The sequence below is a fragment of the Stutzerimonas stutzeri genome (genome assembly GCF_024448895.1).
Classification (GTDB): Bacteria; Pseudomonadota; Gammaproteobacteria; order Pseudomonadales; family Pseudomonadaceae; genus Stutzerimonas; species Stutzerimonas stutzeri_Q.
This window is the reverse complement of the sequence record NZ_JAMOIC010000002.1, coordinates 348,015-370,403: the sequence shown is the minus strand read 5'-3', so window position 1 is coordinate 370,403 and position 22,389 is coordinate 348,015. Positions and strand designations below refer to the sequence as shown.

At 61.2% G+C, this 22,389-nt stretch carries 21 protein-coding genes and 1 riboswitch; of the genes, 9 read left to right on the top strand and 12 right to left on the bottom strand.

What is annotated here, in order from left to right; all coding sequences use genetic code 11:
• Window positions 1–13: 13 nt before the first annotated feature.
• Window positions 14–688 carry a hypothetical protein gene (locus NA619_RS03960; protein ID WP_158187348.1) on the top strand — a complete coding sequence of 225 codons (675 nt, stop codon included), beginning with the start codon at window positions 14–16 and terminating at the stop codon, window positions 686–688.
• A gap of 214 nt (window positions 689–902) precedes the next feature.
• Here the strand turns inward: NA619_RS03960 and NA619_RS03955 are convergent, their stop codons facing one another.
• The 5 genes from NA619_RS03955 to NA619_RS03935 all read right to left on the bottom strand — a co-directional run bounded on the left by NA619_RS03955 (window position 903) and on the right by NA619_RS03935 (window position 8,599).
• Entirely contained in the window at window positions 903–2,255 is a 1,353-nt protein-coding gene (locus NA619_RS03955) for an MFS transporter (RefSeq protein ID WP_255960129.1), read from the bottom strand.
• Between the two features lie 473 nt (window positions 2,256–2,728).
• Window positions 2,729–4,729, bottom strand: a complete 2,001-nt coding sequence (locus tag NA619_RS03950) for a TonB-dependent receptor family protein (protein WP_255960127.1) — start codon at window positions 4,727–4,729, stop codon at window positions 2,729–2,731.
• A 371-nt stretch (window positions 4,730–5,100) separates the two neighbouring features.
• Entirely contained in the window at window positions 5,101–6,009 is a 909-nt protein-coding gene (locus NA619_RS03945; RefSeq protein ID WP_255960126.1) for a manganese catalase family protein, read from the bottom strand.
• A gap of 177 nt (window positions 6,010–6,186) precedes the next feature.
• On the bottom strand, window positions 6,187–7,191 hold the full coding sequence (gene cydB / locus NA619_RS03940) for a cytochrome d ubiquinol oxidase subunit II (RefSeq protein WP_255960125.1): 1,005 nt from the start codon (window positions 7,189–7,191) through the stop codon (window positions 6,187–6,189).
• A 34-nt stretch (window positions 7,192–7,225) separates the two neighbouring features.
• The gene (locus tag NA619_RS03935; protein ID WP_255960123.1) at window positions 7,226–8,599 is read right to left on the bottom strand and encodes a cytochrome ubiquinol oxidase subunit I; all 1,374 of its coding nucleotides are present in this window, start codon (window positions 8,597–8,599) and stop codon (window positions 7,226–7,228) included.
• 263 nt (window positions 8,600–8,862) lie between these two features.
• On the opposite strand from NA619_RS03935, the gene NA619_RS03930 reads away from it, so the two are divergent.
• Entirely contained in the window at window positions 8,863–9,357 is a 495-nt protein-coding gene (locus NA619_RS03930) for an ATP-dependent zinc protease (RefSeq protein ID WP_423836796.1), read from the top strand.
• Between the two features lie 104 nt (window positions 9,358–9,461).
• The gene (locus NA619_RS03925; protein ID WP_255960120.1) at window positions 9,462–10,475 is read left to right on the top strand and encodes an SDR family oxidoreductase; all 1,014 of its coding nucleotides are present in this window, start codon (window positions 9,462–9,464) and stop codon (window positions 10,473–10,475) included.
• Here NA619_RS03925 and NA619_RS03920 read toward each other — a convergent pair.
• On the bottom strand, window positions 10,472–11,089 hold the full coding sequence (locus NA619_RS03920; RefSeq protein ID WP_255960118.1) for a cation transporter: 618 nt from the start codon (window positions 11,087–11,089) through the stop codon (window positions 10,472–10,474). The two genes, NA619_RS03925 and NA619_RS03920, sit on opposite strands and share 4 nt — an antisense overlap.
• 105 nt (window positions 11,090–11,194) lie before the next feature.
• On the opposite strand from NA619_RS03920, the gene NA619_RS03915 reads away from it, so the two are divergent.
• The 6 genes from NA619_RS03915 (at window position 11,195) to NA619_RS03890 (ending at window position 18,118) form a co-directional block, all read left to right on the top strand.
• Window positions 11,195–11,620, top strand: coding sequence for a Cd(II)/Pb(II)-responsive transcriptional regulator (locus NA619_RS03915; protein WP_255960116.1), 426 nt, complete (start codon window positions 11,195–11,197; stop codon window positions 11,618–11,620).
• 82 nt (window positions 11,621–11,702) lie between these two features.
• The gene (locus NA619_RS03910) at window positions 11,703–12,473 is read left to right on the top strand and encodes a sulfite exporter TauE/SafE family protein (protein WP_255960114.1); all 771 of its coding nucleotides are present in this window, start codon (window positions 11,703–11,705) and stop codon (window positions 12,471–12,473) included.
• Window positions 12,474–12,566: 93 nt separating this feature from the next.
• Complete coding sequence (locus NA619_RS03905; protein ID WP_255960113.1) at window positions 12,567–12,809, top strand: exodeoxyribonuclease VII small subunit; 243 nt, start codon at window positions 12,567–12,569, stop codon at window positions 12,807–12,809.
• The gene (locus NA619_RS03900; RefSeq protein WP_255960112.1) at window positions 12,806–13,693 is read left to right on the top strand and encodes a polyprenyl synthetase family protein; all 888 of its coding nucleotides are present in this window, start codon (window positions 12,806–12,808) and stop codon (window positions 13,691–13,693) included. Before NA619_RS03905 ends, NA619_RS03900 begins: the two co-directional genes overlap by 4 nt.
• Before the next feature lie 122 nt (window positions 13,694–13,815).
• On the top strand, window positions 13,816–15,705 hold the full coding sequence (gene dxs / locus NA619_RS03895; protein WP_255960110.1) for a 1-deoxy-D-xylulose-5-phosphate synthase: 1,890 nt from the start codon (window positions 13,816–13,818) through the stop codon (window positions 15,703–15,705).
• Between the two features lie 211 nt (window positions 15,706–15,916).
• Window positions 15,917–16,130: riboswitch (cobalamin riboswitch) on the top strand.
• A gap of 95 nt (window positions 16,131–16,225) precedes the next feature.
• Window positions 16,226–18,118, top strand: a complete 1,893-nt coding sequence (locus NA619_RS03890; RefSeq protein ID WP_255960108.1) for a TonB-dependent receptor domain-containing protein — start codon at window positions 16,226–16,228, stop codon at window positions 18,116–18,118.
• Here the strand turns inward: NA619_RS03890 and NA619_RS03885 are convergent.
• From NA619_RS03885 to thiL, 6 genes are all read right to left on the bottom strand, one after another.
• Window positions 18,115–18,936, bottom strand: coding sequence for a cobalamin-binding protein (locus tag NA619_RS03885; RefSeq protein ID WP_255960106.1), 822 nt, complete (start codon window positions 18,934–18,936; stop codon window positions 18,115–18,117). The genes NA619_RS03890 and NA619_RS03885 overlap by 4 nt on opposite strands.
• Window positions 18,936–19,355, bottom strand: a complete 420-nt coding sequence (locus NA619_RS03880) for a hypothetical protein (RefSeq protein WP_255960103.1) — start codon at window positions 19,353–19,355, stop codon at window positions 18,936–18,938. Before NA619_RS03880 ends, NA619_RS03885 begins: the two co-directional genes overlap by 1 nt.
• Complete coding sequence (gene ribA, locus NA619_RS03875) at window positions 19,352–19,969, bottom strand: GTP cyclohydrolase II (RefSeq protein ID WP_255960101.1); 618 nt, start codon at window positions 19,967–19,969, stop codon at window positions 19,352–19,354. Before ribA ends, NA619_RS03880 begins: the two co-directional genes overlap by 4 nt.
• A gap of 136 nt (window positions 19,970–20,105) precedes the next feature.
• Window positions 20,106–20,762: a retropepsin-like aspartic protease family protein gene (locus tag NA619_RS03870; RefSeq protein ID WP_255960098.1), complete on the bottom strand. Its 657-nt coding sequence runs from the start codon at window positions 20,760–20,762 to the stop codon at window positions 20,106–20,108.
• Between the two features lie 117 nt (window positions 20,763–20,879).
• Window positions 20,880–21,347, bottom strand: coding sequence for a phosphatidylglycerophosphatase A family protein (locus tag NA619_RS03865; protein WP_255960166.1), 468 nt, complete (start codon window positions 21,345–21,347; stop codon window positions 20,880–20,882).
• Between the two features lie 72 nt (window positions 21,348–21,419).
• The gene (thiL, locus tag NA619_RS03860; RefSeq protein WP_255960096.1) at window positions 21,420–22,379 is read right to left on the bottom strand and encodes a thiamine-phosphate kinase; all 960 of its coding nucleotides are present in this window, start codon (window positions 22,377–22,379) and stop codon (window positions 21,420–21,422) included.
• Between the last annotated feature and the right edge of the window lie 10 nt (window positions 22,380–22,389).

Genomic DNA, 22,389 nt, shown 5'->3' with positions numbered 1-22,389 from the left:
AGGAGAAAATTGGATGGAGACGACCGGGAATAAGCCGGGCTGGCTAAAGAAGCTCGATCGTGAGGAGACAGTGTGGGCCGCAAACTACCTGCTGAATCGATGGCCTGATGAACTTGAGCCTAAGCCCGACCCGTCGCCCGCCATGGTTTTCATCACCTTTGGTGACTCGATCCGCACCCTGGAGTCAGATGTCGCAGGCGTGAAGCTCATTGAGCGACTGAGAAACGCCATCAGACAGCGGCGCTATCGGCAAGCCGAAGGCGGTCGAAAGACGTGCTCGTTCACCCTGCCTCTCAACACCAAGGACAAGCTAAAAATCCTTGCAAAAAAAGCTGACACCACCGAAACAGCGATCATAGAAAGCCTGATCGCAGGCGCCCTGCAGTCGAGCCAAGAGCAGAAAGAGGGAAAGCGACGCGAGGCCCTGGAGAAAACAATCACCCGCAACTCAAGCAAGCTTGCGCAGGAGCTGAACAAGATCAGGCTCGAAGTGACTACCAAGCACCTGGACGCCAGCCTGAGACGACTGGCTGGCTGGCAGGTATACCTCAACGAGCAGGCCCCCGAGCTTTCGGCTGAGCAGGAGTCCGAAGCTAACAGGATTGCCGAGAAGCAAATGCGCGAGATCCAGGAAGCAATCAGGGCCGTCGTAGCGAAGTATGAAATGATGAGCCCAAGGAACATCTGAAATCATCACCCCAGGGCAGCGACCCGCCTCAGTGTGGGTCAAAGTGTGGGTCTGGACGACACACAAAATTAAATCACTTTAAAATCAATAACATATTCAAAAAGAAAACCGGCCACAAGCCGGCTTTTTTATGCCTGCTGCAATGACCAAATCCTCACTCGCATAAGGGCATTGCGGCAGGAGCCAAAAGGCTACATCCCTTGCCGACCTTGGCTTACCGCAGGTTGGTGGCCGGCACTGCCATTGGCTCAGGCGTCGGTGAGATTCCCGCTTTGCCCAATGCGATTTTCGAGGTTTCTGGAAGTGACAGCCCTCCCAGCAACGCCAAAATCGCTACCGCTATCAGGTAGACAGCCGGTGCCATGTTGTTACCTGTAGCGGTGATCAGCCAGGTGGCGATGAAAGGCGCTGTCCCGCCAAAAATTGTATAGGCCATGTTGTAGGTGATGGCCGATGCGGTATAGCGAGTGCGGGTTGGAAAAATTTCACTCAGCAATGGTGCCGTGACGACGTTGCAAATGACGGCCCCAAGCCCCAGCAGCAGACTGCCGGCCAGCGCCATTGCGAACAGCCCGGACCCCGCCATCATCAGAGCAGGATAGATCCCGACAGCCAATACGCCCGCCGCGAGGCACATGGTGGCTCGCCGGCCGATGCGGTCGGTGACTATGCCAATCAACGGACAGGCAGCGGCGGTCGCAAACAGGGTAATAAGGCTGATCAACAGCGCAGCAGCGCGACTGAAGCCTCCGGCTTGTTGCAGATACGTCGAGAAATACGTGGTGAAGGTATAGAAGGCCAGCGCGGTCAGGGAAATGAACGCACCGAGCTTGCACATCGAGCGCCCCTGCAGGCGCAGCGTTTCCCGCAAGGGCGAATGTGGTACCTGATGGTTCTCTTCCAGCGCCTGAAACGCGGGGGTTTCGTCCAGACGCAGACGCAAGTACAAGCCAATCAAGCCCAGAGGTGCGGCCATGATGAATGGCACTCGCCAGCCCCAGGCTGCCATTGCTTCCTCTGACAACGCGGCGTTGAACAGATAGGCAATCATCGCTGCGCTGGCGAACGCCAGGAAGGTCGATACCGGAACGTAGCTGCCCAGGCGCCCGCGCTTGTCGTCGGGGCAATGCTCCATGACGTAGGCGCAGGCGCCGGCGTATTCCCCACCGGCCGAAAATCCTTGAGCGCAGCGGATGACAGTTAGCATCAACGGTGCCCAGATCCCGGCAGTGGCATAGGTAGGCAGCAAACCGATCAGAGTCGTCGCGCCGGCCATGATGAAGATTGTCAGCGCCAGCGTGCGCTTACGGCCGATCCGGTCGCCCAGTTGGCCAAAGAACACACCTCCCAACGGGCGAAAGGCAAACGCGACCGCAAATACTGCAAAGGTTTTAAGCAACGCCGTGCCTGCACTCTCGCTGGGAAAGAACAGCTCGGCAATCAAGGTGGCGAAAAAGCCGTAAAGGGCGAAGTCGAACCATTCGACAAAGTTGCCAACGGACGCAGCGACGATAACGCGACGCAGGGTTCGCGGTGCTACATGAGTCTGTGAGGTGAAATCGGTCATAAGCGGGCTCTGCTCAATTGGCTGATGGGCGTGCAGGGCAGTAAAAGGCGCAACTTAGGCAAGAACAGAGATCGGTATTCTTATCGTTGAGCTGATACGTCAGACCGCCCGAAGCAGCTATGGCCAAATTAGACCTAGACCACATCGCTGACCGCCCGAAACGCGACCATCAGGGTTCGCAGAACGACACGTCGTGACGCGACGGTGCCACTCCGCCGCGCGCGCAGGGCAGATCTGAAAGCTAAATGAACACGGTGCGACGGCCTGACCGACAAGCGCAGCGCTCATATGAGGTGGTCGGCAACAAACCATGGGGTGCATGGCCGTCTTGTGATCAAGAGGACCTCATGAATGCTCCGCCTGGCGGCCGCGTTGTGCCGCCCGATAGGCATGGCGTCGAACAGGCCTGACGCCTTGGTTAGTCCGGCTAACAGGCAGCCCAGACTGCCAGGCTCATCGGTGGGCTCGGCCGGTCAGTCGAACGTCAATTTGACGCCCGCATACAGGGTCCGCCCCGGCGCGGGCTCGTAGTAGCGACCGAAGTTGTCGTTGATTCGCAGGTTGTCGTAGTAATCGCGACCGAAGAGGTTGTCGATACCCAGATACGGCTCCCATCGCTGATCGCCATCCACCAACCGCCAGCCAATACGCGCGTTGGTCACGGCGTAACCGGAGACGCGGCTGTCATTGGCGTTGTCGGCGTACTGAGCTCCGTTGGCCGTCAGGTTGATCCGTGCATACCAGTCCTCACGGTCATATCCCAGTTCGGCGAAGAGGCTCTGGCGCGGGATGCCGGCTATGCGGTTGCCGTCATTGTTTTCAAAGCGATCGAAACGATAGTCGTTGTAGCTCCAGGCACCGGTGAGGCGCCAGTACTGGCCAGCCAGCCACTGCGCGCTTAGCTCGACGCCGTCGCGACTTGAACGACCAGCGTTGGTGTAGAAGGTACGCCCGTCGACGACAGGCACCAGTTCGTCTTCGATGCGCATGCTGTAGACCACCGCCTCGTAGCGCAGCCCGGGGTGCTCGCCCTTGAAACCTATCTCGCGATTGGTGGCCTGCGCAGGGCCAAGCGAGGGGTTGAAGCCGCCGCCCTCCGGATTTGCCAGTTCATTGATCGTCGGGGTCTCGAAGGATGTGGCGTAACGCGCATAGAGGACATGGTGTGCGCCCAGCTGACGACTCAGGCCGAGGCTGTAGTTCCAGTCGTCCAGGGTCTGGCCGCCCGATGCGTTACCGTCGCTGAGATAACGGTCCTTGGCCCTTAAGCGCACGCTGTCGTAGCGCACGCCAGTAGTTAGCAACCAGGCGTCAGTGAGACTCAGCTGGTTTTCCAGAAACACCCCGCGGCTGTCTGCCGACTCGCGCTGGCGCTGAGTCAGCGAGCCGGTAGCCCCACCGACCAGGTTGTTATTGCGGCTGCGCTCATCGCGCTGGCTTTCCAGATCCACCCCAACCGTCAGCTGATTGGGCAAGCCCAACCATTCACGGCGGAACGTCCGCTGGGCACCCACACCAGCAAACCAGCGGTCGTAGCTCGTCTGGCCGTTGGCAGCCAGAGGCAGGCGGTTGCCAAACTCGCGGCGACCGTAATAGCTTCGGATCTGATAGGTGTCATCCGCCGCCGCCTGGCCATCCCAGACGAGCGAAAGTCGCTGTTGCCGAATCCATTCATCGGAGTCGAACTGCAGGCTCTGCGGCCTCGCCTGCGAGCGCCGTTCACGGACCTGCGCCAGCGTGAGCGCGCCGGAGTCCTCGGCGCGGTTGTCGATAGCATGAAGCGTGGCTGAGAGAACGCCGCCCTGCCCTTGCCACCGTAGCTTGCCGGTCAGATTGTTGGTCTCGGCGGCGCCTTGCGGTCGATAGCCGTCCAGGTGCGTCGAGCTCACCGCCAGCAAGCCGCCGAGCGATCCGGCAGTGCCACTGGTTTCCGCCCGCGCTCGGCGGTAGCCCAATTCCCCACCCGTAATTTCAAGCTGCGTGCGCGGCGTTTCGCTCGGTTGACGGGTCTCGATCGACAAGACGCCGCCCGCCGCGTTGCCGTGGATCGCCGAGGATGGCCCGCGGATCACTTCGATGCGCTCCACAAGCGAAGCGTCCAGTCCGTCCATCTCGGTCTGGCCGTCGGGCATGGTAAGCGGCACGCCATCGACCAGCACGCGAACGCCCCGCACGCCGAAGCTGGAGCGGGCACCGAAGCCACGAATCGACAAGCGCATCCCTTGGGCCAGGTTGTATCGGCTTTGCGACACTGCGCCGGGGACAGGTGCGAGCAGGCTATCGAGCGTAAGCAATTGCTCGCCAGGCTGATCCAGTACGGAGCGCGCACTCACAGCCATGGGCAGAGTCAACCAGTCGCTCTCACTGCGAGGCGAGGTGACCAGTAGCGGATCAAGAGTAACAGCGTCAGGGGTTTGAGCTGCGAGGGGGCCAGAACTGGCAACCATCGCGCCAACGAATAGCCTCTTGAACATGGGCAGGTCCTTTTGATAGGCGAAATCACGCCATGAGCGCTAACGGCAGAGGCGAAATCTGAGGGACGTTACGGTCGTCAGCGCGTAAGGCTAATCGGCGTAAGTAGACAAGACCAGAGCGAAGCGCTTCGGGTTCAGCCTTTGAACATCGCGCAGCCAGGTGCCAGATAGACAACCAGTTACGCAGACTAAGTGCGCTTACACCGGCATTGCAGCAATCCAGCAAGCGTGGTTAAGCAAAGAGATAGGTCAGACATGCACAGCTATTGGCGGGGAGCCAAGCATCTCTGCGGGGGATAGGCGGGAGTCGAGCTGTAACTGAATAAAGCAGCCGGTGCGGCTGACATCAGACGCACCGGCTGGCTACGCCGTCAGGCTTTGCCTTTCTTTCCGCTGGCAGCGGAGCCCGACACGGCAGCTCCCGACCCGAGGTCTGCGCCAGTCATGGGATCAACGGACACATCGGATTGGGTTCGCACCGCCATCTGTTGCACGACCTTCTTCTGGTCCTTGCTCAGATCGACGGACGCCATACCGTCGCCACCGTCCACGGCCGGTTGCGGGACTTCGACGAACTCCCACTCGGGACCCTGGTTCCACGGGCCGCGCAGGTCGCCTTCGCCCTGAGACAGGTTGTAGTAGACGTTGGCGAACTGCGGATCGCCCGGCAGCTTGCCCTGCGGGAAATTCGGCTGGATGGCATGCAACGCCTTCTCGAACGACTTCTGGTGAGCGATTTCACGGGTCATCAGGAATTTCAGCGCGTCCTTTATACCCGGGTCATCAGTGACGTTGATCAGGCGCTCGTAAACAATCTTGGCGCGCGCTTCGGCAGCGATGTTCGAACGCAGATCGGCAGTAGGCTCGCCGATGGAGTCGACATAGGCCGCCGTCCAGGGTACGCCTGCCGAGTTGGTCAGAGCAGGACCGCCGCCGTAAAGCAGCGAGGTGATATGCGAATCGTTGCCGCCGCCGGTGAGCGAGCGATACAGGTCCGCTTCCTTTTCCACGCCTTCGGCCAGATCGCCTTTGGCACCCTTGTTGAGCATGCCGACGATGGAACCGATAACCTCAAGGTGGCTGAGTTCTTCGGTAGCGATATCCATGAGCAAGTCTTTGCGGCCTGGATCATCCTCGGACACGCCTTGGACGAAGTAGCGCATCGCTGCGGCAAGCTCGCCTTGCGGACCGCCGAATTGCTCGAGCATCAGATTGGCCAGTCCCGGGTTGGGGGCTGCTACACGCACGGTATATTGAAGTCGTTTGTTATGGACGAACATGGTTCACCTCTCAGTAGTGGACTTCCCTATGAATAGCCTCCTTGAAGATCAGGTCGCTCCGATTGACATCAGCAGATACGAGCGACTCTATTGATGGAGTACCGACTGGCCTGAGGGTCACATTGTTTTTTTCTATCTCGCATATTGAATATGCCAATGGGAGGTTCGACGGGTTTTTCAGTCTTGCCCGCAAGGCTTCACCTTTCCCCTGAAAATCCAGTAGCCGTAGGTGCTGTAGGCGAGCGTGAAAGGAATCAACACAGCAAACCCGACGAGGATGAATGTCTGGCTCGAGGCTGAAGAAGCTGCCTCGGTGAAGGTCAGCGACGGGGGAATCACCATGGGATACATCGCGGCGAAGAGCGCTGCGAAGGCAATGACGAACCCGGTGATAACCACGAACAGCGGCAGAAAGTCATGGCGAGCAGCCAGTGCGCGCTTGAAGCCGGGGATCAACAGGGCCAGCAGAACGAGCAACGGGCCGGCGATCCAAGGCTGCGACAAGCGCCTGCCGTAAGTCGGATCCAGCTGCACAGTCCAGAACACAGCGATGGACATCAGGACCAAGGTAAACATCGCTAACCATCGCGCCTGCCTACGCGCCCGATGCTGTATCTCGCCTTTGGTGCGCCAGATCAGCCAGCAAGCCCCCATGAGCGCATAGCCGAGCACCAGGCCAGCGCCGCAGAAAACCGAGAAGCCGCTTAGCCATCCCCATCCATTGCCACTGTACTGCTGGCCATCATGAGGAATTCCCTGCATCAATGCCCCGAGCACGACGCCCTGGCAGAACGCGGCCAGGGTGGAACCACCCAGCAGAGCAAGATCGAGCAACCGCCGCCGTTGGCGAGTGGCCGCGCCATCACGATACTCAAGCGCCACGGCGCGAAAGATCAGAGCGAACAGCATGAGAAAGATCGGCACATAGTTCGCCGTGAGAAAAATGCTGTAAGCGGCCGGAAACAGCGCGATCAATCCCCCTCCGCCAAGTACAAGCCAGGTCTCGTTGCCATCCCAGATCGGCAGAATGGAAATCCCCATGATGTGCCGGTCCTCGTCGCTGTGGTTGGCGGCGAAGAGAATCCCCACGCCGAGATCGGTTCCGTCGAGGATGACGTAGCTAAGGATCGAGAACGCCAGCGCGGCGGCGCCCAGCAAAGGCAGAAGCTCCTCGGACGGCATGTGGTCTCCCCTGTTGATTGAAGCTGGTCGGCCGTCAGTCGCCGATCTGGCTGGCGAGACCGGGTTCCGGTCCCCGTTCGTCCTGTTTCGGCGGTTTGGCCAGCGCACGCAGCAGGTAGTAAAGCCCCAGACCGAACGCCAGCAGGTAGACCGCCAGAATGCCGATCGTCGAACTGGTAACGAAGGAAAGCGATACGGGTGAGTTGCTGTCCGCGGTGCGCAGCAGGCCGTACACGGTGAACGGCTGGCGCCCCACCTCGGTCACCACCCAACCGCTGAGCATGGCGATGAACCCCGCCGGCGCGAGACAGACGGTGGCGCGCTGCAACCAACGGGTCTGGAACAACCGACCACGCTTGCGCAGCGCCAGGCTGGCGATGCCCAGCACAGTCATCGCGACGCCCAGCCCGACCATTATTCGAAAGGCGTAGAACACCACTGGCACAGGTGGAATATCTTCGGCCGGAAACTCTTTGAGGCTCTTGATCGTTCCGGTCCAGTTGTGCCGAAGGTACAGCGAGCCAAGGTTCGGTATTGCTACCTCGAAATGGTTGCGCTGCTCTTCCATATCAGGGACTGCGAACAGCCTTAGCGGCTCACCCTGCCCTGACGGCGGCCGCTCCCAGGCGCCTTCCATCGCGGCCACTTTCTGGGGCTGGTGTTCCAGCGTATTGAGCCCGTGCAAATCACCGGCAACTATCTGCAACGGGCCTATCACCGCCACCACCCATAGGCCCATGGAAAACATCAACCGCGCGCCGGGGTTGCGATTGTCACGCAGCAGATGCCAGGCGCCGTTGGCTGCGACCACCATTGCCGTGCAGAGAAACGCGGCAAAGACCATATGCACGAAACGATAGGGAAACGAAGGGCTGAAGATGATCGCCAGCCAGTCTTCGGGCATGAAGCGACCGTCAGCCCCTACGCTGAAGCCGGCCGGCGTGTGCATCCAGGAATTGGCCGAGAGAATCCAGAAAGCGCTGAACAGGGAGCCGACCGCAACCATCAGGGTGGCAAAAAAATGCAGGCGCGGCCCGACCTTGTGCAACCCGAATAACATGATGCCGAGAAAGCCGGCCTCGAGAAAAAACGCCACCATCACTTCATAGAACATCAACGGCCCGATTACCGAGCCGGCTTTCGTGGCGAGCCGGCCCCAGTTCGTGCCGAACTCGAACTCCATCACCAATCCAGACGCAACCCCTACTGCGACCGTCAGGGCGAAAATGCGCAGCCAGAACTTGTAGCTGTCGAGATAGATCTGCTGCTTGCGGCGCAGCCACAACGCTTCGAGCACCAACAGGAAGTTAGCCAAACCGATGGAGAAGGCGGCCAGGACGATATGAAAGGCGATCGTGATACCAAACTGCAGCCGCGCAACGAAAACGGCCGGATCGCTGATCTCCACGGTTTCTCCTGTGTTCTCCAATGCGGCGAGACGCGCCTCGGACACTCGCGTCGTGAAAGATGTATCAGCGTGTGACGTTTGCCAGCGCTCGAATGTTCAGGCTGATTGTTCAGTTTCTGAGGGTTCAGCAGTTGATCGATCAGCAAGCCACGCGCCGAAGCTGAACGTATCCTGCGCGAGCGAATCTACTTGTCCACTTCCGCTACCGCTCAGGTGACACCATGCTGCGACTGAAACGCGCTTGCACACGTTCAATCCTTCCGATGCTGCTGGCGGCACTACCGATCGCAGCGTCGCCGGTACTGGCCGATTCGAAAAGCTCGTTTGGCTGGGTCGAGGAAGGGCTGATCATGCCGGAGGAAACCCGCGTGAAGTTCAAGCTCGACACCGGCGCACTCACCTCCTCGATGCATGCCGAGAACATCGACCGATTCAAGAAGGACGGCGACGACTGGGTGCGCTTCACTGTCGAGCTGGAGGACATGGACAGCGATAAGCAGGTCGAGACGCGACTGGAGCGCAAGGTGGTCCGGAAGATCAAGGTTCGCGGTGCGGGCGGCGCGGAAGATCGGCCGGTGGTGCTGATGAAGGTATGCCTGGGCAATCGCATCCATGAGGAACAGTTCTCGCTGAACGACCGCGACAAGATGAATTACCCGGTGTTGATCGGCCGTCGCATGCTCGAGGACGTTGGCCCGGTTGATTCGTCGAAGACCTTCACCACCGAACCAAACTGCAAGGGCAAGAACAAGAGCTGATCCCGTCATCCGTCGGCGCGGCTTCGCTCGGGGGAACCAGCACCGCCATCGCGACGTTCTGATGCGAAACGTCCTACATTCCCTGCGACTGCTGGAGCCCCGACATGAATGCTAGCCAACCGACCGTCGTCATCTGTGGCGCCACCGCTGGCGTGGGCCGTGCCACTGCCCACGCCTTCGCCCGCGCTGGCTATCGCGTTGCGCTGATCGCACGCGGTGCTGAGGGGCTCGCCGACACTAGTTCCGAACTGCAAGCCGGCGGTGCGACTGTGCTGGCCATTTCTGCGGACGTGGCCGATGCCGAAGCCATAGACCGTGCGGCCGAGCAAATCGAGAACGAACTGGGCTCCATCGACGTCTGGGTCAACGCGGCCATGGCAACGGTATTCGGGCCAGCGGAGAAGATCACGCCAGCCGAGTACAAGCGCGTCACGGACGTCACCTATCTGGGATTCGTACATGGCACGCTGGCCGCGCTGCGATACATGCAACCGCGTGATCGCGGCACCATCGTGCAGGTCGGCTCAGCGCTGTCCTATCGCGCCATCCCACTGCAATCGGCCTATTGCGCGGCAAAGTTTGCCGTCCGCGGCTTCACCGATTCCTTGCGTTGCGAGCTGATCCACGCCAAGAGCCGGGTTCGCCTCACCATGGTGCAACTCCCGGCGCATAACACGCCACAGTTTGACTGGTCGCGCAACAAGATGGCCCGGCGGCCACAGCCGGTGCCGCCCATTCACACGCCAGAGGTAGCCGCGCGAGCCATCCTGCGCGCTGCGACAGAAGCCCCACGAGAGCTGTGGCTTGGCAGCGCCTCGCTCAAGGCGATCATCGGCAACATGTTCATGCCTGGGCTGCTGGACAAGATGATGGCCAAGCAGGCCTGGAGCGGACAGCTGACCGACGAGCCAGCTGACGATACTCAGCCGGACAACCTTTTCGAACCGGTTGAAGGGCTGCACCGCACCGACGGCCGCTTCCACGAGCAGATCAAGGACGATGCCGTCGCCCTGAGCAGCGAAACCGTGGGCAAGCTGGCCGTGGCCGGACTTGCGGCAGTAACCGTAGGCGCAGTCGCTTTGGTGGCCTCCATCGCATCGGGCCGCGGCCGGAATTAGCCAACTGTGCGGAGCTCATGCCGGGCCTGACGAACCACCGAGTAGCCAGCGGAAATCGCCAAGCCGGCCATGATCAGCGCGACGATCAAGTCGGGCCAGGCAGAGTCGGTACCAAACACACCGGCTGCAGCGATCATCACGGCGATATTGCCGATGGCATCGTTGCGGCTGCACAGCCAGACCGAGCGCATGTTGGAATCGCCCTCGCGAAAGGCATAGAGCATCACGGCAACTATCACGTTAGCGATCAGTGCCAGCGCCCCGATAACACCCATGGTCAGCGGTTCCGGCACCACATCAGCGTAGATCGACCAGCCTGCACGGCCCAGCACGAACACGCCGAACGCCAGCATCGACAGGCCTTTGACCATCGCAGCCCGCGACCTCCAGACCAGCCCCATGGACAGCACTACGAGGGTGATGGCGTAGTTGGCAGCGTCGCCGGCAAAGTCGATGGCGTCGGCCAGTAGCGAGACCGAGCCCGAACGCAACCCGCTGACGATCTCAACGATGAACATGGCAAGGTTGATCGCCAACGCGATCCACAGCGCCTTGCGAAAACCCGGGCTGACCACCGGAGTCGAGCACCCGGAGTCACAACATCTCGACGACATATGAATGCCTCCTGAACTATAGTCGAGCCCATTGCACACCCTGGAGCAGCTCCAGGGTCAAGCCCTGTTTATCGGGCAGCGATCGACTGAGGTGAGGAGACGAAGATGCGCATAGGCGAACTCAGTACAGCGGCAGGCGTGGATGTAGAGACCATTCGCTATTACGAGAAGATCGGGCTGATGCCGGCCCCCCAACGTGGCGCCAACGGCTACCGCGCCTACTCCTCACGGCAACTCGCGCAGCTGACTTTCATCCGACATTGCCGCGCGCTGGATATCGGGCTGGCCGATATACGCAGGCTGCTGGCGTTCTCCAGCCACCCGGAAGACAGCTGCGGCGACATCAATCACCTGATCGACGACCAGCTCGAACGCGTGCGCTCGCGGCTGGAGAGCCTGCATGCGCTGGAGCGCCAGCTTCAGGAACTGCGCAGCTGTTGCAGCGGCAATCAACCTACGCATGGCTGCGGCATCCTCACCGAGTTGAAGAGCACCCGGCCAGACGAAGCCAGGCGCGCAGCTGAACATTGACGCCCTGGATTCGGCACCGCGCCATGCTGACAGCGAAACGCCCCTTGGATAATCTGCACCTCTTTTGCCGCGAGCTGCCCCGATGCCTTTGTTCGACATGCTGTTGCTCATCGCTGCCGGCTTTGCCGCCGGAGGCATGAATGCCCTTGCTGGCGGAGGCACCTTCTTCTCGTTCCCGGCGTTGCTCGCCACCGGCTTGCCGCCTGTGACCGCCAACGCAACCAACGCTGTCGCGCTCTGGCCTGCCAGCCTGGCCGCGGCCTGGGCAGCGCGTTCGGCGCTGCGTCCGCTAGGCGCTTATCTGACTCCACTATTGCTGGCCGGACTGATTGGCGGTCTGATCGGCGGCTTGCTACTACTCGCCAGCGGCGACGACGTGTTCAGTTTGCTCATCCCGTGGCTGCTGCTGATCGCCACTGCCCTGTTCGCCGCTAGCCCTTGGCTAAGCCGCTGGCTGACGGCACGCCGCAAAGAGGTAAACGCGATACCGCCCCATGCGCCGGCATCATTGGCTGCGCACGGTTTGGTATCCATCTACGGCGGCTTCTTTGGCGCAGGCATGGGCATCCTTCAGCTCGCGGCCTTTTCCATCGAAGGCCATCAGCTGGTTCGCGCCAATGCGCTGAAAAACCTGATATCGGCCGTGATCTACAGCGTAGCGACTGCCACCTTCGTGATCGCGGGACGCGTGAGCGGCTATGAGCTGGCAATCCTGCTAGTTGGCACTACGCTCGGAGGATATGCCGGCGGCGCGTTGAGCAAGAAACTGCCAGCCGCCTGGCTTCGCGCCTTCGTCATCGCGGTTGGCAGCGCCATGACGCTCTATTACTTTCAATCCATCTACTGGCGCTGAGCGGCGTCTGGCCCGGCCGGCTTATGGCTTATGCGGCCCAGCTCTGCTAGTGTCCTGCCCGTTTCAGAGCCGCCTCAGAGAACAGGTTTCGCCATGGCCCGCAAGAAAGTCGCCCTCGATTTCGAACAATCCCTCGCCGAGCTGCAACAGCTGGTCGAACGCCTGGAAAGCGGCGAGCTTTCGCTGGAGGACTCGCTGACCTGCTTCGAGCAGGGCATCGGCCTGACCCGCGACTGTCAGGCGTCGCTTAGCCAGGCCGAGCAGAAAGTGCAACTTCTTCTCGAGCGTGACGGCAAGCTCCAGGAAGTCCCCTTCGAGGCGGATCCTGAAACATGATCAGCGACTACCAGAAGCGCTGCCAGAAGCGCGTCGACAACTGCCTCGATACGCTCTTCACCCCACCCCGCCCGCAACTCGAACGTCTCTATCAAGCCATGCGCTACAGCGTGATGAATGGCGGCAAGCGCGTGCGACCTCTGCTGGTCTACGCCGCCTGCGAAGCGCTCGGCGGCGACAGCGCTCGAGCCGACGGCGCAGCCTGTGCGGTCGAGCTGATCCACGCCTACTCACTGGTGCACGACGATCTGCCGGCGATGGACGATGACGATCTGCGCCGCGGCCAGCCCACCACCCATAAAGCTTTCGACGAAGCCTGCGCCATTCTGGCAGGCGACGGGCTGCAGAGCCTTGCCTTCGAGGTTCTGGCGGGCGACGCGCTCAATCCGTCCGACCCGGCGTTGCGCCTGGAGATGTTCGCCAGCCTTGCCCGTGCCGCAGGGCCGGCAGGCATGGTGGGCGGCCAAGCCATCGACCTGGGCTCGGTTGGCCTGAAACTCGACCGCAACGACCTGGAATTGATGCACCGGCACAAGACCGGCGCTTTGATTGAAGCGAGCGTGCGACTCGGTGCGCTCGCCAGCGGTTACGCTGATGCACAGAAGCTGGCAGCCCTGCAGCAATACGCACAGGCGGTCGGGCTGGCATTCCAGGTGCAGGACGACATCCTCGATGTCGAAAGCGATACGGCGACTCTCGGCAAGCACCAGGGTGCCGACATCGCCCGCGACAAACCCACGTATCCGGCACTGCTGGGCATGCAAAGCGCCAAAGCCTACGCGCTGGAATTGCGTGACATGGCGCTCGAAGCGGTTGCCCCGTTTGCCGAACGCGCCGAGCCGCTGCGCCAACTGGCCTGCTTCATCGTCGAACGCCGCAGCTGAATCGCCGCGCCGCCACCCTGATCGCGCAGCAGTCGGCGGCGACCGTTGGTGCGTGAGCCGTTCTTATCGTAGTAACCATCGGGTAAACTGCGGCTCTTTTTTCAGCCAAAACGATTCGCCCGATGCCCAAGACGTTTCATGAGATTCCTCGGGTCCGCCCTGCGACGCCCGTTCTAGATCGCGCGGCCACCCCCGAGCAACTACGCCGGCTGGGCGAAGCGGAACTCGAAGAACTTGCCAACGAGCTGCGTCAGGACCTGCTTTACAGCGTGGGCCGGACCGGCGGGCATTTTGGCGCGGGTCTCGGCGTGATCGAGCTGACCATCGCGTTGCACTACGTCTACGACACACCGGCGGATCGCCTGGTCTGGGACGTGGGCCATCAGGCCTATCCGCACAAGATCCTCACCGGCCGTCGCGAACGCATGGGAAGCCTGCGCCAGAAGGATGGGCTGGCCGCCTTTCCGCGACGCAGCGAGAGCGAATACGACACCTTTGGCGTCGGCCACTCCAGCACCTCCATCAGCGCCGCCCTGGGCATGGCAATCGCCGCCCGCCTGCAAGGCAAGAAGCGCAAATCCATTGCCGTGATCGGCGACGGTGCACTGACCGCCGGCATGGCATTCGAAGCCTTGAACCACGCGCCCGAAGTGGGTGCCGACATGCTGATCGTACTCAACGACAACGACATGTCGATTTCGCGCAACGTTGGAGGGCTGTCCAACTATCTCGCCAAGATTCTCTCCAGCCGCACCTATTCGAGCATGCGTGAAGGCAGTAAGAAGGTGCTGTCGCGACTGCCCGGCGCTTGGGAAATCGCCCGGCGCACCGAGGAATACGCCAAGGGCATGCTGGTTCCCGGCACTCTCTTCGAGGAGCTTGGCTGGAACTACATTGGCCCCATCGACGGCCACGACCTGCCTACCCTGATCGCCACGCTGCGCAACATGCGCGATCTGCCAGGGCCGCAGTTTCTCCATGTGGTGACCAAGAAGGGCAAGGGCTTCGCCCCGGCGGAAGTCGACCCCATCACTTGGCATGCGATCAGCAAGCTGGAGCCGGTCGGCGCACCTGTTGCCCCCAAGAAACCCAGCGGCCCCAAGTATTCCAACGTGTTCGGCCAGTGGCTGTGCGACATGGCCGCGGCCGACCCACGCCTGACCGGCATCACGCCGGCGATGAAAGAAGGCTCTGATCTCATCGATTTCAGCGAGCGCTACCCGGACCGCTATTTCGACGTTGCCATCGCCGAGCAGCATGCCGTCACCCTGGCAGCCGGCATGGCCTGCGAAGGCGCCAAGCCCGTAGTGGCGATCTATTCAACGTTCCTGCAGCGCGCATATGACCAGCTGATCCATGACGTCGCGGTGCAGAACCTTGACGTCCTCTTCGCCATCGACCGTGCCGGACTGGTTGGTGAGGATGGCCCGACCCACGCGGGCAGTTTCGACCTGTCCTACCTGCGCTGCATCCCCGGCATGCTGGTGATGACGCCGAGTGACGAGAACGAAATGCGCCGCATGCTCACCACTGGCTATCACTTCCAAGGCCCGGCGGCGGTGCGTTATCCGCGCGGAACGGGACCAAACGCGACGATCGAGCCTGGCCTCGAGCCATTGGAGATCGGCAAGGGTGTGATCCGGCGGCAAGGAAACAAAGTTGCGTTGCTGGTCTTCGGCGTGCAGCTGACCGAAGCCCTGCAGGTGGGCGAGACGCTCGACGCCACGGTAGTCGACATGCGTTTCGTCAAACCCTTGGATGAAGCCCTGATCCGGCAGATGGCTGCAGACCATGAGCTTTTGGTGACTCTCGAAGAGAACAGCATCATGGGCGGCGCTGGAAGCGCGGTTAGCGAGTTTCTCGCTGCGAATAACCTGCAGATGCCGATCCTTCACCTAGGCCTGCCGGACTACTATGTCGAGCACGCCAAGCCCAGCGAAATGCTCAGGGAATGCGGTCTCGATGCGGCTGGCATCGATGCGGCTATCCGCGTACGACTGGCTCAACTCTGATATCAGATCGGCGCGAAATCCGCCCGCGCCGATCTGACGGCAAACGTTAGCGCACCAGAGTCTCTGTCGGGAACTGGCCTCGTTTGGGGCCAATCCGGCTCTCCGGGGTTCACGCCAGCGCAGCGCCACGCGAATCCCCAAGCAATGACCTGCGGCACCCAGACGCCTGGCAGTTGCTTGTCTTTCGCCTACGCAGCCCGTAAGGTTCGCGCGATTTTCTTATCCGCCCAGGTGTGCTCGACCGCAAGGTCCGCATTAAACGGGAAGCCGGTGCGCTCGATGAGCAAACCCGGCGCTGCCCCCGCAACGGTAATCGACCGTGGTCTTCGGACCACCGCCTGCTCAATGCCACTGTGCCAACGCACGGGAAGGCGAGCGAGGTGCGCGTCGAGAGCCCGGAGACCGGCCTGACGGATTCGACTGGTGTTGCGGAGGGCAGCACCGTCAAGCGCTGATGTTCGTCATTCCGCGTTTGTTCCTGCCCTCCTCAAAAGTGCTGATCTTTTGAGGATTGATCCTGATGAAATTGTCCCGTCTTGCGTTGGCCGTCGTGTTCATGCCCGGCCTTTCTGCATACGCCCAAATGCCTGATGGCGCTGACACGCTGCAACTCAACGATACTGTCGTGTCGGCCAACCGTGTGCCGCAGCTACGAACTGAGACTGCCGCCGCGACCACAGTATTCACGCGCTCAGACATCGACCGTCTTCAGGTGCACTCTGTCGCCGAGCTGCTCGAGCGCGTACCGGGTGTAAGCGTCGTTCGCACCGGGGGCGCTGGTAGCCTCACCAGTATTCTTGTCCGCGGCACTGCGAGCGGGCAAACACTTGTCTTGGTGGACGGTCAGCGGATTGCTGCGGCCTCCAGCGGTACAAGCAGCATCGAATTCATCAACCCGGACCATATCGAGCGGGTGGAAGTCGTTAGAGGCGCGCGGTCCGCGCTATACGGCTCCGATGCGATAGGCGGCGTGGTGCAGATATTCACCCGTCAAGGCAGCGGGACCGGCCTGGCTCCGCGCATGCGCATCGGCGCTGGCAGTCATTCCACGTTCGAGCGAAGCCTCGCACTGTCCGGCGGAGATGATCAGACCCGTGTCAACCTGGCCGCCTCACTCGCTGAAACGGCTGGGATTGACGTGACCCGCCACGGTGACAGCCTTAATCGTGATGACGACGCCTACCGCAATCGCGCGTTGAGCTTCAATCTGGGTCATCGTTTCAGCGAACACATGGAAGCAGGTCTCAGCGCGCTGGATCAGCGCGGACAGGTCGAGTACGACGACGTATTCGGTCCGTCTCAGCCGAGCACCGACTTTCAACTCAGCTCAATCTCCAGTTTCGTCAATCTGACCATTAGCGATCGTTGGGCCAGTCGCTTCGAACTAGGCCACAGCGAAGACAAGCGCGATACCGGAAACGATATGGCGGACGCCAGCCCTGACATGTTCTACAGCTTCAGCACCTATCGTGACTCGGCCAGCTGGATAAACACGGTATCCCTGGCGCCCGCTCATGAGCTCACATTGGGCGCGGATTGGTATGAAGACCGCTTACACAGCACCACGGACTTTGTAGAGGACTCGCGGTGGAACCACGCCGGTTTCGTTCAGCATCGCTACACCGGCAGCCGTTTCTCTACCGAGCTAGGCATACGCCATGACAAGAACCAGCAGTATGGGAGCGAAAACAGCTGGAACGGCGCCCTGACGGTGCCTCTGGATGCCCGCAACGATCTGGTTTTTTCCTACAGCGAAGGATTCCGCGCCCCGACGTTCAACGATCTCTACTATCCGGACGAGTGTTTTTTTGGCACTTGTTACTCAAGCGCGAACCCGGACTTGTCGCCCGAGCACTCGCGCAGTTACGAAATGCAATGGCGTAGTCGTTACAGCGAAAGCGGATCGCTGGAGCTATCGCTCTATCGCACCGATATCAAGGACGCAATCGTCTCGGATATCAGTACTGGCTGGCAGCCCTACAACGTCCAGACAGCCCGCATCAATGGCTTCGAAGCTGCACTGACCGAGCAACTGTTCGGCTGGCAAGCTCAACTGGCGCTCGGGCTGATCGATCCACGGGATCGCGACAGCGGCCACACCCTGCCTCGCCGCGCCAAACGCACTCTTAGCATGGATCTGGATCGCCAATTCGGAAACTTCTCGTTTGGCGGCAACTGGCGCGCCGTCAGCGGACGCTACGATAACGCAGCCAATTCAGTCGCATTGGGCGGTTATGGGCTGGTAGGCCTACGCGGCGGTTGGCAGGCGAGTCATGAAGTCAAACTGGAAGCCAAGTTGAACAACCTGTTCGACAAGGACCACGCCGAGGCAACGTACGGCTCAGGGCGCTACGGTTACAACACCGAGGGCCGGACCGCATCGCTCGCCGTAACCTGGACGCCCTCTATCTAAGGCCGACTCGGTGCGCCTTCGGGCGCCGCCTCTCCCATCACCTCGCAGAGCTTCCCGATTGCTGCAAGCATCTGGAAGCTCGGGCGCTCCAGCCCCTTGTCCGGGATCTCCCACAGATAGCCATTGCGTACCGCTGAGAGCTGCGGCCAGGCTTTCCATTCGGCCAACTGCGCGCCACTGCCCGCCAGAATCACTTCAGGATTGCGCGACAGCACTGACTCAATGCTGACCTGCGGTGCCGGCAACTGAAGATCGGCGAAGACATTGCGTCCGCCGCACACCTCGATGGCATCGCTGATGATCTGTCGACCGCCCAGCGTGTATAGCGGCCGATTCCATATCTGGTAGAACACCGACAGCGGCTGCTCGCGACGGTATTGATGGCGCAACCGCTCCAGGCCCTTCCCGAACTGCCTCTTGAGCCTGCGCCCCTGCTCTTCCCGACCGACACGCTGCCCGATTATCGCGAACTGCGCGGCCAATTGCGTCAAGGATTCAGGCTCAACCACCAGCACCTGTATGCCGAACTGCGCGATCTGATCGCGCTGCGCACGGGTGATGCTGTCCGGCCAGAGCAATACCAGCGTGGGCTGCAAAGCCAGCAGGCTTTCCATCTCCAGCTGACCGATACGGCCAACCGAAGGGATATCCACCAGCGGCGCAGGTCGTTCGCCGCCATCGAGCACGCCGACCAATATCTCGACAGCTTCCAGCTCGAGCATGATTTCGCTAAGCGAGGGCGCCAGACTGACGACTCGCTCGGACGCAGACAGCAACGACGAGGCCGTTAGCAGAAGACAAATCAGGAGGGGGCGCATCACTGCAACTGACGAGGAACGCGATACAGCACGAGCAATGTCAGGCTGCCGCAGACCAGCAGCAACTGGCCAACAGGCTCCAGACCGAGCGGTGCGCCTAGCGCGGCAACCCAGGCGGGCAATCCGGCGATGCGCAGAGCACGCAGACGGGTCTTGCGCAATGCAGCCCACGCCGTGGGCTCAGTGTCACCGCCGAAGGCCTTCTCGGTGTGAATGAGCGCATGTTTGTATGCAGTGAAGCGAGGCAGGCTGAGAAAAAGCAGGCCCAGGCCCGCAAAGAACAAGGGGAATGCGAGGCTATCGCCAATGTCGCCAGTCAGCCGGGGAAGCTGACCAGTCACAAGTACCGGCATGAGGATCAACAGCAACATCAACCAGCCATCCCGCGACAGCTGGCGGCGGGCGGTGGCTCGGTTCACGATTGCTCGGCTTCGCCCTGGTGGATTTCGCCGAGCATATGACCAAGCTTGCCAGCCTTGGTGGCGAGGTATTTCTGGTTGTGCGGGTTATGGGCTATTTCCAGCGGCATGCGCTCCGCGACACGGATGCCAAAGCCTTGCAGTGCCTTGACCTTGCGTGGATTGTTGGTCATCAGCTTGATCTCGGCGATGCCCAGATGCTCAAGCATCGGCAGACAGATCGCGTAATCCCGCATGTCCGGCGCGAAGCCGAGGCGCTCGTTGGCCTCGACGGTATCGGCACCGCCATCCTGCAGCTCATAAGCGCGAATCTTGTTCAGCAGGCCAATGCCTCGCCCTTCCTGCCGCAGGTAGAGCAACGCGCCACGACCTTCTTCGGATATTGCGCGCAGCGCCGCTTCCAACTGGAAGCCGCAATCGCAGCGCAAGCTGAACAGCGCGTCGCCGGTCAGGCACTCGGAGTGCAGTCGACCCAGAACAGGCTTGCCGTCAGCCACGTCACCGAGGGTCAATACGACATGCTCCTTGCCAGTGTCCTGGTCGAGAAAACCATGCATGGTGAACACGCCGAACGGTGTCGGCAGTTTGGAAGCGGCGACGAACACGACAGACACCGGAGAGACTCCAGAAGGCAGAAAAGCGGATATTGTAACAGCTACTGCAAGCTGCAAGCTGCAAGCGAGTCGGTGTCATGGTTGTAGATCAGAAGCGGTCAAGCTCACCCCTGAAGCTTGAAGCCCGTAGCTGCTCTTATATTTTCGACTCGAGCTTTAATACGCCTTGATCCTCGCGCCAGCTGACACGACCCAAAAAGCTCATGCCAAGCAAGGCTTCAGTGGGCGAACTACCTTCCACCACCACGGCTTCGACGCCTAGCACATCAATGGCGCCGACCTTGACGCTATTGAGGTTGACCCGCCAGGCCTTTGCCGTCCCACTTGCCGTGCCGACCACGATCTGCCGGCCATCGACTCGATAATCGATCCCCAGGCGACGTGCCTGGATCTCGTTGATGGCTACCGAGGTGGCGCCAGTGTCGACGAGAAACTGTACGGGTTGCCCGTTGATCGAGCCAGCCACCCAATAGTGCCCACCTTGCCCCTGCGCGATGCTCAACTGCCGACGCTCGGGCTCGGCAAAGCCAGTGCTCAGCTCGCGACTCAGTCCGTAGCGCCGCTCGACACCCTCGACCCGCAACACGGCACCGGTGGAATCAGCACTGACGACCTCGACACCACTTGGCCCAGCCTGGCCGACGCGCACCAGCTTGCGCTGACCATCGACATTCATCACAACGGCCCCTGGAAACAGGCCGACCACCTGCACGCGAGGCGCCGCCGAAAGGGGCGCTGAGAAAATCGAGGACAACAAGAGAGAGCCGGCGAGCAGCAGGGCAACGGTGCGCATCAGGGGCGGCTTCCTTGAAACGGGAGAGATCGGCATTCTTCCACGAGGGCGTGAGGAGATACAGCGATCAGGCGCACAGCCAGCGCGTCCCGTCTGCACCCTGGCTGATGACGAACCTCATCCCAGCCAGAACACGGCCAGATGCATCAACCCGCAGGCCGCAAAGCCGGCGAGGATGTCATCGAGCATGATTCCCAGCCCGCCGTGGACGTGTCGGTCGACCCAACTGATCGGCCACGGCTTGAAGATATCCAGCACGCGGAACACGGCAAAGCCGAGCAACAGCCAGTACCAGCCGGCAGGCACCAGCCAGAACGTTATCCAGATGCCGGCGAACTCATCCCAGACGATGCCTTCGTGGTCGTGCACGCCGAGGTCCTGGGCGACCTTTCCGCAAAGCCAGATGCCGAACAGCATGCTGGCGACAATCACCGCCGCATAGCTCCATCCCGGCAACATCTGAAGCAGCGGCACGAATGCAAGCGCCACCAGGGAGCCCCAGGTGCCCGGCGCTTTCGGCAGCGTACCGGAGCCAAAGCCGAAGGCCAGGTTGTGCCAGGGATTGCTCCATACCGACACCGGCATGGATTCGGTGGCTGGTTGTAGGGAGTCGCTCAAACGGCTGTCCTCTAGTCGTTGCCAAGCGGTATGTGTCGCTCAGTCATTGAAATGGTTGAAGCCAACACGTGCAGTGTTCACGACGCCACCGGCAGCATCGAGCAGCTGCACACCTAAGCCCTCAGCGACTCGGCCGATGACCTGGACGGGCCAGCCGTCGGCCAGCAGATCGGGTAGATGCGCAGGAGGCAAGGTGAACGCCAGCAGGTAGTCATCTCCGCCGCTCAAGGCGCACTGAAGCGCTTGCTCGGGACCGACGCAGGCAAGCAGGCTGGCCGAAAGCGGCACCCGGGCCTGCTCGATGATCAGCGAAACGGACGACGCGGCCGCGATGTGCGCGCAGTCAGCCAGCAGGCCATCGGATATATCCAGCGCCGCAGTAGCCTTGCCGCGCAACGCCTGACCGAGCGCGAGTTGGGGTTGCGGCGACCAGTAACGACGAAGAAGCGCGGCGGCTTCGGCATTATCACTCTCACGCTCACCCAATACGAAAGGCAGTGCGCCAGCAGCATCGCCAAGCGCGCCACCAACACATAGGAGATCGCCGGGTTGCGCACCGCTACGCCGCAGGGGCATCCCAACGGGAACGCGCCCGAATACCGTCACGGTCATGCTTAAAGGGCCGCGCGTCGTATCGCCGCCAATCAGACGCATGTTGCACCCAGCCGCCATCGAATCCAGCCCACGTGCAAACTCGGCCAGCCAGACGGGGTTCGCTGAAGGGATGGTCAAGGCAAGGGTGAAGCCGATGGGCGTTGCACCCATGCCCGCCAGATCGCTGGTCGACACCGCCAAGGCGCGCTGACCGAGCAGATAGGCATCACAGGACTCAGGGAAATGCACACCGGCGACAAGGGTGTCGGTCGAAACCGCCAGCTGTTCGCCCGCAGGCACGTCAAGCAAGGCGCAATCGTCACCTATGCCCAACACGACATCGCCGCCAGCCCTGGCACAAGCGGCGGCGGCGAAGTACTGGCGGATCAGCTCGAATTCACCCATCAGGCTGAAC